Source organism: Bifidobacterium jacchi (genome assembly GCF_009078285.1).
Classification (GTDB): Bacteria; Actinomycetota; Actinomycetes; order Actinomycetales; family Bifidobacteriaceae; genus Bifidobacterium; species Bifidobacterium jacchi.
This window is the reverse complement of record NZ_RQSP01000002.1, coordinates 22,756-35,136: the sequence shown is the minus strand read 5'-3', so window position 1 is coordinate 35,136 and position 12,381 is coordinate 22,756. Positions and strand designations below refer to the sequence as shown.

The following is a 12,381-nucleotide window of genomic DNA, read 5'->3' as shown; positions in this document are numbered from 1 at the left end:
TGTGAGCGTCGCATGTAATGCAAACAGTCGCAATCTCGGCCCCCTCTGACGAGGGGGCTCCCGGCGGAGCCGGGTGGGGGAGAGAAACAGGAAGTGAATCTTGTCCGACCATCTCTCCCCCAGTCCGCTGCGCGATCGCGGACGCGCTGCGCGCGCAGCCTGTCGGCTCGCACGTTGCCTACAAACAGCTCCGCTGTTTGCTTAACGGCAACGGTCCCGCAATCAATGACGCGCTCCGCGCGGCATCCTGCTGGCTCGCCTGTCGGCTCGCACGTTGCCTACAAACAGCTCCGCTGTTTGCTTCACGGCAACGTCCCATCAGAGGTGGCCTATTGCTTGTCGTTTCGTTATCAAGGATTTTTCTATGGCTCAGACCAACAACCTCTATGACGTCGTCGTCATCGGCGGCGGCCCGGCGGGACTCACCGCCGGCCTGTACCTCGCCCGCGCCCGCTACCGTGTGCTCGTGCTTGAGAAGGACGATTTCGGCGGGCAGATCACCATCACCAACGAGGTAGTGAACTATCCGGGCGTCGGTCGCACCACCGGCCGCGCGCTTACCCAGACCATGCGCGAGCAGGCGCGCGATTTCGGCGCCGAGTTCCTTACCGCCGAAGCCACCGGACTGGATGTCGACGGCGACATCAAGACCGTGCACACCTCGCGCGGTGATCTGAAGACCTTCGGCATCCTCATCGCCACCGGCGCGTCCCCGCGCAAGCTCGGCTTCGAGGGCGAGGCGGAGTACGCCGGCCGTGGCGTCGCCTACTGCGCCACCTGCGACGGCGAGTTCTTCACCGATCGCGAGGTGCTGGTCGTCGGCGGCGGATTCGCCGCAGCCGAGGAGAGCGTGTTCCTCACCAAGTACGCGTCCAAGGTGACCGTGCTTGTGCGCGAATCGGACTTCACCTGCGATGCGTCGGTCGCAGCCGAAACGAAGCGCAATCCGAAGATCGAAGTGCGCTACAACACGGTGCTCGACGGCGTGACCGCAGGACAGGGCGGCCTGCGCGAAGCCACGATTCGCAACGTTTCCACCGGCGAGACCGAAACGTGGAAGCCGGCAGACGAGGGCACGTTCGGCGTGTTCGTTTTCGCCGGATACGTGCCGGCGACCCAGCTCGTGCGCGGCGTGGTCGAGCTCGACGACCACGGCTACGTTGTCACGCACGGCTACCTCGAAACCTCCGTTCCGGGCGTGTACGCGGCCGGCGACCTGCGCGTCAAGAATCTGCGTCAGGTGGTCACCGCCACCGCCGATGGCGCGATCGCCGCCGTCGAACTGGAACGGTACGCGAAGGCGATGAGCGAGAAGACGGGTCTGGTGCCGCCGCGCCCCACCGCCTCCGCATACGAGCAGGCCGAGGCGAAGGCGGCGACCGAGGCTGCGTCGGCCGCGCAATCCGGCACCACGCCCGCTCCGGCGCCGGCCAAGCGCAGCGCTGACGCCGCTGCCGCAGCCTCTGCGGCGGCGCGCAAGCCCGGCGAGTTGTTCTCCGCGGCGATCAAGCAGCAGCTGGGCGTGGTGTTCGGCCGCATGACCCGCCCGGTCACGCTGGCGCTGGAGCTTGACGACACGCCGCTTTCCGCGGAATTGCAAGGATTCGTCGGTGAGATGGTCGCGTTGTCCGCCGGCAAGCTGAATGCGGTGGCGATCGATGCCGCTGGTTTGGTGACTGCCGTGGACGGCACGAGCGCGCCGAGCGCGGTGGTGGTCGGCGAACCGGTGACGATCGCGCTGCCGTCTGCTGCCAATGCGAACGCTGCCGGCACGGCTGGTGATGTGACGGATGGTGCAGTGCCCGGCGATGTGGCCGTGCTGCCGACGTACGGTTCGCTTGATGAGTCCGGTCGCGCCACGTTCGATGCGGCCGCCGTGCTGCCCGATGCGCGCCCGTGCGTGCGGCTGTGCACGTGGGACGAGTCCGCCGGACGACTGGTTGCGACCGGTCTGGCGTTCCACGGCGTGCCGAGCGGCCACGAGTTCAACTCGTTCGTGCTCGGCCTGTACAACGCTGCCGGCCCCGGCCAGCCGCTTGACGACGATCTGCGCGAACGTGCGGTCGAGGCCGCGCCCGCCGACATCATGATTCTCGTGTCGCTCACCTGCACGATGTGCCCGGAGACGGTGCTCGCCTCGCAGCGCATCGCCTCGCTCAACCCGGGCGTGCGCGCCGAGGCCTACGACATCTCGCACTTCCCGGAGCTCAAGGATGAATACGGCGCGATGAGCGTGCCGTGCATCGTCATCAACCGTCCTGACGGCTCGCAGAAGGTCGAATTCGGCAAGAAGAGCATCCCCCAGATGCTCACGCTGCTCGGCGCGTAGGCGTTCTGCTTGCTGGGATTGCCGGGGTCGCAGGGATTTCATCGCAATCGCGGCAACCCCTGCGACCTCGGCAGCAGTAATCCGGCACAATCGCAAATAGCTTGCGGTGCACGCCGCTCGTCACTCGCCGCGCAGCGCTCGCGGCTCGGCACCTGTTACTCGCCGCGCAGCGCCTCGGTCGGAGTCATCCGGGCGGCCCGCGATGCCGGGTACAGTCCGGCGAGAACGCCGACGATCACGGTGGCAGCCCAAGCCAGCGGCAGGGATGCCCAGTCAAGTGCGAACGGCTGGCCGGATGCGGACGCGACGTAGCCGGCCGTCGCCGCGCCGATCAGTATGCCGCAGCATCCGCCGAGCGCGGACAGCATCACCGATTCGGTGACGAACTGCATGCGAATGTTGCCGGCGGTCGCGCCGAGCGCCAGTCGCAAGCCGATCTCGCCGCGGCGCTCCATCACGGTGACGATCATCATGTTGGCGATGCTCATACCGCCCACGGCGAGTGCGATGACGCCGATCATCAGGCCGAGCGTGGTCAGCGAATCGTTGGTCGCGCTGCGCGCCTTGGACAGGTCGGCGGACGCGGTGACCGAAACGTTGCCGTTCACGTTGGCCGCATGGGCGAGCAGCCGACGGGTCATTTCCGCGTCCGCCGGCGTGGTTCGCACATAGATGGCGCTGATTTTGGCGATATCGCCCGCCTGGTCCGGATAGTGGCTGAGAGCCCACGCCCGCCCGATGATCGCAGACGTGTCAAGCGTGGAGGCTTGCGGCAGCGGGTCCAGAATGCCAATGACCCCATACCATTCGTGGTCGATGAACACGCGGTCGCCGACATCGGTGACGCCGAGACGCCACGCGGCCTCCGACCCGAGAATCGCGACCGGCAGCCCCTCGTTGTTGCGGTCGATGCCGTGCCCGTGCGCGAACGTCGCGTTGACGGCGGCAAGCGCTCCGGGAGCCATGATTTTCACCGCGATCGCGTTCCCGTTGGTTGCCGGTACGAGGTCGTTCTTGAACACCTGCATGTTTTCCGGTGGCGTATAGAACACACCGACCTGTTTCACTGATGGCTGGCGTTTGAGGGTCTGCGGCGCGTAATTCGGCAGCGGAACGGTCTGCTGGGCGGCATCCTGCCCGGGAGCGACGATCTGCAGATTCGCGCCGAGCGCATCCAGTCGGGCGAGCAGCGCCGCCTGATTCGACGCGGCGATGCCGGACAGTGCCACGTAGGCGGCCACGCCGAGCGCGATGCCCAGCGAAGCGAGAAGCGTGCGCGAAACGCGGCCGGTCACCCCGATCCACGCCGCGTGCAGCAGGTCGGCAAGCCGGGTGCCCAGCGGCTTATGCGGCAGTCTGCGCCGCGGTTTGCGCGGCAGCCTGCGCATCGGCTCGGCGGTACGTTCGCGCATCCCTGATTCGCGCTTGCCTGACTCATAGGTGGCTGATTCATTCATGATTGCACCCTTCCGACTGCTGTCTATCGCCGCGGTCGGCTTCGCTGATACGTTCCGTGGCGCTGCCGCGTTGCGCTGCGCTGCCAAGTTCCGCTGTGCTGCCGCGTTCGGTCACAACGCCGTCGCGGATGTGCAGCTGTCGTGGGAACCGTGCGGCGATGTTCATGTCGTGCGTGACGACGACCAGACTGGCTCCGGTGGCTTTGGCAGCGCCGGTCGCGCCGACAACGCCATCGTCGGTATTCCCGCAGGCAGCCGAGCTGACTGCGTCGGCCATGCCAGCCGCATCTGCCGCATCGAACAGCAGATCGATGATCGTGTGACCGGTTTCGGTGTCGAGCGCTCCGGTCGGCTCGTCGGCGAACATGATGTCAGGCTGCTTGACCAGCGCGCGCGCAATCGCCACACGCTGCTGCTCCCCGCCGGATAGTTGCGACGGACGATGGTGCAGCCGGTGCTCCAGCCCGACCTTCGTGAGCGCATCGACGGCCCGACTGCGGCGTTCGGCGCGAGGCAACGCCGTGTATTGCAATCCGGTCATCACGTTTTCCAATGCGGATACGGTGTCGATCAGATGAAACCGCTGGAACACGAACCCGATGCGCTCGGAACGCAACGCGCTGCGCTGCCGCCCGCTCATTGCCGCCACATCATCGCCGTCGTAACGCAGGCAGCCGGACGTCGGCATGTCCAGCGTGCCCAGCAGCGACAGCAGCGTCGATTTTCCGGAACCGGAAGGTCCGACGATCGCCACACGCTCGCCGCGCCCGATGGCCAATGTCGTCGGATGCAGGATCTCCTGCATCGTCCCGTCCTTGCCGCGGAACGCCTTGGTGACCTTGTCCAGCGTCAGCAGCGTGCCCCCCGGCAGCTCCTCCCCTGGCAGCGCTTCCCCGGTCATGACGTCACCACCTTGTCGCCGACGGCCAGCCCGTCCGCCTTGGTGAGCTGCACCTGCGCGTTCGCCACCGTCCCGATGGTGACCGGGATGCGCTCCAGCCGATCGCCGCGCACCACATCGACCGCATAACCGTTGCCGGCGCTCGCGACCAGCGCGGTCACCGGCACGATCAGCGTCTCGGCGGTCGGCTTGTCGGTTTTGTTCGCGATGACCAAGCTGACGGAGGTCGTGCCGAATTTGGCGATTTTGGACTGGTCGGGAAAGTCGACGCGCGCGGACGGCGAGGTGACCTTCCCGTCCTTGCCCGTCGCCTGACCGCCTTGGCTGACCGCGGACAGTGTCGTGTCGATGGTCGTGTTGTCAGGCAGCACGATGCGCGCTTTGTCGCCCGCCTTGAACGTGGCCGCCTGCGTGGCGGTGAGAGTGGCCTGCGCGTGAAGCGCGACGCCGGTGAAGCTGGCGGGGCTGACGCCGGTTTCACCCAGTTTCGCATTCACTGCGGTGATGCGGATCGGCGCGGTGGGCGCCAGCGCCACAGAGGACGGCTGGAACACGCCATCGACCGCGTTGCCGTTCAATCCGAGCGAACGCTGCCATTGGCGGACGGCCTCGCGAGTCAGCCAATCGAAATGCGCGTCCGGCGTGCCGGCGAAGAAGCCCAGCTCGGCAAGATTCGTTTCGAGCTGGGTCACGTCGGGGCCGTCCGACGCATCCGTGTTCAGCGTTCGCCAGAACGGGCGTGCGCCGTGGAAGAGCGGTACGGCGACGCCGTCCATCTCGTACACCTGCTCGCCGGTCGCGATCTGTTTGCCGGCGACCGGCAGCTGCGTGATTATGCCGGATGCTGCGGTGAAATCGGATGCGTCATCGTACTGCAGGCTTGCGCCGAGCCGCGTTTCGGCGTTGAGCACTCCTTTCGTGACCGGCTGCGTGCGCAGCGTGGTCACGTCGACCTGCTGCGACGACTGACCGGCTGACTGGCCGGAGGCGCGCAGCCGGTCGATCAGCCACGGCCGCGCGATGACGCACGCTGCGACCAGCGCGGCGATGACGGCGATTGAGATGATCATGACGATGACGCGGCGTCGGCGCGGCATCCGATGCCCGCTTGATATTCCCATGCTCGGTGCTCCTGTGCAGTCGTATTGATGGTGACGGTTTCGTCGGATTGGTTGTTCGGCATATTTGTGCGACAACATTGTTCGGCAGGCTTGTTCGGCAGGCTCACTGCCCGCTGGTGGCTGATCCGCTGCCCATGACTTCTTCCATGACCTTGGTATAATCATAGCCGAATTCGTCAGGAGTGCCGCCGAACCCGAAGGTGATGTTCGCGCCGCCGGTCGGGCAGTCCTTGAAGAAGCGACGCAGCTCGCTTTCGCTGACGGTGTTCGGGATCATGATCGTCGTGGGCGTGTCGGCGGCGGGGTCCTGCACCCAGGAGAAGCCCGCCTTGCGTGCCTGCTTCGCGAAATTCAGGGCGGCGTTCTTATCGACATCCGAGTAGTCCGGCTGCTGCGTGCTGCCTTGCACCGGCTGCGTGAAATCGGGATTGGCCTTCTCGCATGCTGCATAATCGGCCTGCTTGCTGGCGTATGGCGTGCCGGCCAGCCCCGACGAATCTTGGAAGGTGACCCACGCGCCGTTGGTGTCGACGGTCGTGTACACGGCGGTCGGATACAGCTGCTGGAACGAGCTGGACGAATCCGAGCTGATGGAAGTGCCCTCAGAACCGCCGTTCGAGGCCACCGGATTGCCGGATGCGTCAAGCATGCGCAATTCGGCGGTGTCCTTGACGCCATGCCCGGACGAGTCAAGCACGGATGCCGACAGCTGCGCGTCGAACCCTTTGCCGGTCAGGCAGGAGACGAATCGCTTCGCCGTCGCGTTCACATCATTCGCGGATTCGTTGGTATTGCTGCCGTTGACGTTGCCGCCGGTGGTATTGCCTGCATTCGAGGCATTCGTGGAGCTGTTCTGTGCCGAGCATGCGGTGAGTGCGATCAGGCACAGACCCGATGCGGCGACAACGCCCAGTACGCGGCGCAGTGAGTTGTCAGATGCGGTCATGATGAATCTCCTTACGGTTGTGCATGTCATCCAACACCTCCATGCAACCTCGCCAGCGGTTGAGCGACGGTGGAAAACGCCATTACTTTCGCATTACCGATGCCGGCGCAGGATAGGAGGCGATAATGAAATGAAGCATCCGCGCGCGGCCCGCCAGCGGCACATCAGCGGCATACCAGCGGCCAGGACTCAAGGAGCAGAACCATGCGCATTCTGATCGTCGAAGACGACCGCGAACTGGCCGCCGCATTGGATGACGCGCTGCGCTACGAAGGCTACGCGACCGTGCTGGCGACGACCGGCACCGAAGCGTTGCAGGCGCTCGCCAACCAGCCCATCGACATCGTGCTGCTCGACCGCGATCTGCCGGTGTTGTCCGGCGATGCGGTGATGGCGACCATCGCCGCGAACCGCATTCCCGTCGCCGTCATCATGCTGACGGCCGCCGCCGAAATCAGCGATCGGGTAAGCGGACTTGACTTGGGTGCCGACGACTACCTGACCAAACCGTTCGCCTATCCCGAGCTGCTCGCGCGCATCCGCGCATTGCAGCGCCGCTCCGGCACCGGCGCGCCCGCGTCCGCCGTGCTTTCGCGCGGCGATATCACCATCGATACGACGCGGCGGCTGGTGTTTCGCGATCGTGGCCGCACGCTCGTCAAGCTCACGCCGAAGGAATATGGCGTGCTGCTTGAGCTCATGCGCGCGGACGGCGGGTATGTGCCGGTCAATGAACTGTATGACACCGTTTGGGATGATGCGGCATCGACCGAGCCGGCTGACGCGATCAAAACCACCGTGTATTCGCTGCGCCGCAAACTGGAGGATCGCGACGCGATCGTGTCGGCGCGAGGGGAAGGATACCGTCTGCAATGACCGAAACCGAGATGTCAGCAGAAGCGCCAACCGAAACCGGAACATCAGCCGGAACCGCGTCCGAACGCCGCCATCGGCCGACAGGCCAGCTGCGTCGGGTGTGGACCCGTGCCGTGCGCGTTTGCACAGGCCTGATCGGACGAATCAGGCCGCGATCATTCCGGGCGCAGCTGACGGTGGCGATCAGCATGGTGTTTCTGGTGGCGATCGGCTCGGCGACCGCCGTGCAGACGGCCATCGTCAACGGCATGTTCACCCATGCGATGACGATCACCACCAATCATCCAGTGGACGGCGGTATCACCATGGAAAGCAACGGCGTCGTCGAGGGGGACACGCCGGCTGACATCGGTGCCGGAACGGGCGAAACCCGTGACGGGGATGCGCAGACCGGAGCCGGCAAGACGGCAGGCGGCACCGCGTCGGCAGGCAACGCAGCGTCGGCGGGCGGCGAAGCATCGTCAAACGACGAAACGACAGCGGGCAGCTCTGCGACGCCGCCTACTGGCAGCGCGACGCCACCGTCCGGCACCACCGCGGCAACTCCTGAGGCAGACGGCAACTACCGTGTGGATTGGGGCAAGGACGGCTCGTTCACCATCACCACGCCGTACGGCGTCTCCATATGGAATCAGGATACGGTCACGAACGGGCTGCGCATCAGCGCCGCCGTCATCTTCGCGCTGTTCGGCGGAGCCAGCGTGCTGGTCATCTGGCTGGTCACATCGCGCATGTCCCGCCAGCTCAAATCCATCAGCGACCAGGCGGCGGTGCTCGACCCCGGCAAACTTGACACGCGCGTCGATATCGGTGGCGGCGGTCATGGCATCGTCGGCCAATCCACCGAAGTCACGCAGCTTGGCAACGCGATCAACGGCATGCTTGAACGCATCCAAACCGCCGCCGAAGCCGAACGACGGTTCGTATCCAACGCGTCGCACGAACTGCGCACGCCGATAGCCGCCGTCGAAACCAACCTTGACGCCCCGCTCGCCCAGGGTCGATTTCCGGCTGACGTGGAGCCCTCGGTGCGTCGCGCGCTTGCGGCCAACCGGCGTGGCGCACGGCTCGTTCAGGCGCTGCTCACGCTGTCGCGCATCCAAAGCGGCGCTCTCGGTGCTGCGGATCGCAAGGATTGCAAGGATTGTAAGGATTGTAAGGATTGCAAGCGGACTGAGGGTGGTACGGGTAGCGCCGGCGGGCCGTCCGGTGCTGGCGTGGGCGGCACGGTTGGTTCGGGCGGCACGGTTGGTTCGGTCGCTGCGGGTAGCGTCAATACGAGAGGTAGCGCGTGCGGCAGCGCTGTGGCCGGTGCGTCTGGTATGGCCGGCGCGGCTGGCGGGCCGGGTGCCAATCTGGCCGATTGCGTCACGCGCGCGATTGCTGATGTCGAGGATGATGCCGAATCGCACGGCATCGCCATTCGCGCCGATGATCTGCCAGCTGCTGCGATTGCCGCGAATCCGACGCTGCTTGATCTGGCGGTCGGCAATCTCGTCCGCAATGCCGTCATACACAACGTGGATGGCGGTTCGGTCGATGTCGAGATCCGGCGGAACGGTCGGCTCATCACGTTCGCCGTGACCAACACCACCGACGAGACGCTGCCGGATGATCTCAACGAGCTGACCCAGCCGTTCCACCGAGGCGAGCATTCCCGCATCAGCGCGGTGCCAGGCGTCGGGCTTGGTCTGTCGATCGTGGCCGCAGCCTGTGATGCGCTGGATGCCCGACTGGTCTTGTCGCGTCCGTCGCCGACCACCTTCCGCGCCGCGCTCCGCATCGACTCAGCCGCGACAACGACAAGCCGGTAACGGCGGCGGCAACGGGTCTTGTACGCCAGTAGATACACCAGTAGACCGGTCGCTCCGGCAGCCTCGTTACGATGCTTTTTGAATCTTTTTGAATCTTTTAGATTCTTTTAGATTCTTTTAGAATGCGTTACGTTGGGGCTTTTGCGTTGGAGCTTTTGCTGTGATCAATGATTTCGGGTGCTTCTGTCGTTATCGTGGGTGGTGGTTCGTTGCTGAGCCGTTGGGATGGTAGAGAGAATAGCGCTTTTCGAGTAGGTTACTCATCGACCGCTCATCGACCAGGAAGAGCCACGGAACTTGCGCTCAGTGGCATCCCTGCTCTGGCATCCTTCTCCGACTCCCCTCCTGTACCTTTCTCTGCCTTTCTCGCTTGCACCTCCTCGCTTGTGCTTCCTCGTGCTTCCTTGCACTTCCTTGCACTTCCTTTGCGCAAGGATTTTTCGGGATTTGCGTTGAGTTCGTGGAATCCTTGCGCTAGGCGGCGTCTCAGCGCAAGGATTTTTCGGAATCATCCTTGAGTTCGTAGAATCTTTGCGCTAGGCACTGTCCCAGCGCAAGGATTTTACGAAGTCCCCCTTCTTTGCGAGAAATCCTTGCGCTAGCGGCCCCTTTAGCGCAAGGATTTTACGAGATGGCCGTTTTCCCCGAGAAATCCTTGCGCTACTGCACTTGCGCTGCTGCGCTGCTGCGCGTTCCGTCTCACAGAACATCCACGAAACAGTGGGACGCAACGCAATAATCGACGGTTTCGTCGTCGCGTGACAGACCGGATTGTCACGCGACGCGGTTTTGCCCGTTTTTTGCATCGCGTGACAGACGGGTCCGGACTGGCGCAGGCTAGCATAGACCGGTTCAGCACCTCGCAGCCAATGATTATGCACAAGGGTCATGCAGCAAGCGTGCGCTACTGCGCTACAACACTCGCGCTACAACAATGTGCTGTCTCGGGGCATGGTTGCGCTACAGCAGCGCGCTACAGCAGCACCACTCTCTCTCGTTCCTAGCGCCCAACCATAGTGTCCATGGTGCCCCACCATCCAACCCACGAAAACAGCAACAGTCTCTGATTTCGGCGGATGCGAGGCGTTTGCCCAGCCCGCATGAATCCCTGACCTTTCGTCACCTTTCAATAATTCTTACATGTTAACTGAGAGTTCTAACATGTTAGAATTATTGCAAGGTGATGTAAGAGGAGGTGCGATATGCTGCCGAAGAAGGAAAGCCTGAAGGTGGAGTTCAAAAGCGAGCTGCACAGGCCGCAGACCGATGACGAAATTGTGGACAACGTTGTGGCGCTGGCGAATACGCAAGGCGGCATCCTGTACCTTGGGGTTGAGGATGATGGCTCGGTGACGGGAGTCGACAAACGACATCGGAATGTCAACGGATTGGCTGCCTTTATTTTCAATAAGACCGTCCCGCAGCAGTCTGTGCGCGTGACTTTGCTGCATGAAGACGATAAGCCGGTGGTCGGAATCGAGGTGGACAACAGCGCGCAGATTGTATCGACCAGCCAGGGGAAAACGCTGCAACGGCGGCTGAAAGCCGACGGAACGCCTGAAGTGGTGCCGTTGTTCGTGTCGCAGTTCATCAGTCGGCTTTCGCAGCAGCGCTCCTATGATTTCAGCGCGCAGCCGGCGCCGGAATCGCGCCTGTCTGATTTGAATCCGGAATCGCGCGATAAGCTTCGGGCCAGCATCCGCAGCGCCAATGCGCAGAACTCATTGCTGTCCTTTGACGACTATGATTTCGACCGTGCGCTGGAACTGGTGGTTGATGGTCCGTCCGGTCCGCAGCCGTCTGTAGCCGGTCTGCTGACCATCGGAAACATTGACGCCATCCGCCGGTCGGTTCCGGCAGCGTCGGCAGTGTTTCAGGTGATGAAGGGAACCGTGCCGAAGGTCAATACGGATTCCTTTGTTCTGCCATTGGTTGACATGTTTGATCGTATGAGTGATCTGATGGCTCCTTGGAATCCGAGCCATGAGGTCATGAGCGGCCTAATCCGTGTCGATATCCCCGATTTCGATCATGGGGCATTTCGTGAGGCGATGATCAACGCGTTCTGCCATCGGGATTATGCGCGCATGGGAGATGTGAGGATTGCTGTCGACGACGATGGATTGACCATCGCCAACCCGGGTGGCTTTATCGAGGGGCTCTCCGAGGACAGCCTTCTTACGGCGCAACCGAGGTCGCGTAACCCGCAACTTGCTTCAATACTCAAGACGGCTGGTTACGTTGAGCGGACCGGGCGCGGTGTGGACGTCATCTACGCTGGTTCCATTGCCGCGGGTGGAATGTTCCCGGATTATTCTCAGTCCAGTGCCGAAGAAGTTGTGCTGTTCCTGCGAAGAGTGGTGCCGGATGCGGCGTTCGTGGCCATGATCGGTGATGAGGAGCGTCGGCGCGGAGCACCATTGTCGGTGTGGTCGTTGATTGTGCTCTCGTTGTTGAGGGAGCATCGGCGGTTGTCGGCGGCTCAGATGTGCGAGTTCTCTCATGTGGAGCGACGTCGCATTGTATCGGCGGTCGAAAGGTTGGTGGAGTGCGGTTTGGTGGAGGGGATTGGCGCGGGAGCTTCTCGCGCGTACATGTTAAGCGCGCGCGCGTATAAGGACTCTGACGGGTTGGCTTCCTATGTGCGTCAGCGTGATATCGAGGCTACCCGCCATGAGGGTCTTGTGCTGGAATTCGCTCGGAGGAATGATGGTGCCGTTGCCACGTCTGATGTCATGGATTTGTTCGGTTTGAGTTATATCAGTGCCTATCGGCTGTTGAAAAGGCTCGTGGATGAGGGAAAGCTGCGTCGTGAGGGGAACGGCCCGTCGTCGCGATATCTGGTGATGTGATTGGGGATTCTGGGCTATCTTCCCTTCCCGCTACCCTTCTGCCTTTCGTCACCTTTCAATAATTCTTACATGTTAACTGAGAGTT

At 63.2% G+C, this 12,381-nt stretch carries 8 protein-coding genes; 4 read left to right on the top strand and 4 right to left on the bottom strand.

The genetic code is table 11. The features are described 5' to 3' along the window. Window positions 1-364: 364 nt before the first annotated feature. The gene (locus EHS19_RS00805; protein WP_151915903.1) at window positions 365-2,329 is read left to right on the top strand and encodes an FAD-dependent oxidoreductase; all 1,965 of its coding nucleotides are present in this window, start codon (window positions 365-367) and stop codon (window positions 2,327-2,329) included. A gap of 155 nt (window positions 2,330-2,484) precedes the next feature. Here the strand turns inward: EHS19_RS00805 and EHS19_RS00800 are convergent, their stop codons facing one another. From EHS19_RS00800 to EHS19_RS00785, 4 genes are all read right to left on the bottom strand, one after another. Further along, window positions 2,485-3,786, bottom strand: coding sequence for an ABC transporter permease (locus EHS19_RS00800; protein ID WP_151915902.1), 1,302 nt, complete (start codon window positions 3,784-3,786; stop codon window positions 2,485-2,487). Further along, window positions 3,779-4,687 carry an ABC transporter ATP-binding protein gene (locus EHS19_RS00795; protein WP_151915901.1) on the bottom strand — a complete coding sequence of 303 codons (909 nt, stop codon included), beginning with the start codon at window positions 4,685-4,687 and terminating at the stop codon, window positions 3,779-3,781. Before EHS19_RS00795 ends, EHS19_RS00800 begins: the two co-directional genes overlap by 8 nt. After that, window positions 4,684-5,808, bottom strand: a complete 1,125-nt coding sequence (locus tag EHS19_RS00790; RefSeq protein WP_175578221.1) for a peptidoglycan-binding domain-containing protein — start codon at window positions 5,806-5,808, stop codon at window positions 4,684-4,686. The genes EHS19_RS00795 and EHS19_RS00790 overlap by 4 nt, the downstream gene beginning before the upstream one ends. A 103-nt stretch (window positions 5,809-5,911) precedes the next feature. Next, window positions 5,912-6,754 (bottom strand): hypothetical protein, encoded by an 843-nt coding sequence (locus EHS19_RS00785; RefSeq protein WP_151915899.1) that lies wholly within the window; start codon window positions 6,752-6,754, stop codon window positions 5,912-5,914. Between the two features lie 204 nt (window positions 6,755-6,958). Here EHS19_RS00785 and EHS19_RS00780 point away from each other — a divergent pair, with 204 nt between their 5' ends. The 3 genes from EHS19_RS00780 to EHS19_RS00770 all read left to right on the top strand — a co-directional run bounded on the left by EHS19_RS00780 (window position 6,959) and on the right by EHS19_RS00770 (window position 12,296). Beyond that, the gene (locus tag EHS19_RS00780; protein WP_151915898.1) at window positions 6,959-7,630 is read left to right on the top strand and encodes a response regulator transcription factor; all 672 of its coding nucleotides are present in this window, start codon (window positions 6,959-6,961) and stop codon (window positions 7,628-7,630) included. Then, window positions 7,627-9,444, top strand: a complete 1,818-nt coding sequence (locus tag EHS19_RS11530; protein WP_151915897.1) for a sensor histidine kinase — start codon at window positions 7,627-7,629, stop codon at window positions 9,442-9,444. Before EHS19_RS00780 ends, EHS19_RS11530 begins: the two co-directional genes overlap by 4 nt. Before the next feature lie 1,202 nt (window positions 9,445-10,646). Next, window positions 10,647-12,296, top strand: coding sequence for an RNA-binding domain-containing protein (locus EHS19_RS00770; protein WP_151915896.1), 1,650 nt, complete (start codon window positions 10,647-10,649; stop codon window positions 12,294-12,296). The last annotated feature ends 85 nt before the right edge of the window (window positions 12,297-12,381 follow it).

Excerpts from the sequence above, each read along its gene's own strand:
- EHS19_RS00780 (WP_151915898.1), top strand. The coding sequence starts at position 6,959 with ATGCGCATTCTGATCGTCGAAGACGACCGCGAACTGGCCGCCGCATTG.
- EHS19_RS00800 (WP_151915902.1), bottom strand. The coding sequence starts at position 3,786 with ATGAATGAATCAGCCACCTATGAGTCAGGCAAGCGCGAATCAGGGATG.
- EHS19_RS11530 (WP_151915897.1), top strand. The coding sequence starts at position 7,627 with ATGACCGAAACCGAGATGTCAGCAGAAGCGCCAACCGAAACCGGAACA.
- EHS19_RS00795 (WP_151915901.1), bottom strand. The coding sequence starts at position 4,687 with ATGACCGGGGAAGCGCTGCCAGGGGAGGAGCTGCCGGGGGGCACGCTG.
- EHS19_RS00805 (WP_151915903.1), top strand. The coding sequence starts at position 365 with ATGGCTCAGACCAACAACCTCTATGACGTCGTCGTCATCGGCGGCGGC.
- EHS19_RS00785 (WP_151915899.1), bottom strand. The coding sequence starts at position 6,754 with ATGACCGCATCTGACAACTCACTGCGCCGCGTACTGGGCGTTGTCGCC.
- EHS19_RS00770 (WP_151915896.1), top strand. The coding sequence starts at position 10,647 with ATGCTGCCGAAGAAGGAAAGCCTGAAGGTGGAGTTCAAAAGCGAGCTG.
- EHS19_RS00790 (WP_175578221.1), bottom strand. The coding sequence starts at position 5,808 with ATGGGAATATCAAGCGGGCATCGGATGCCGCGCCGACGCCGCGTCATC.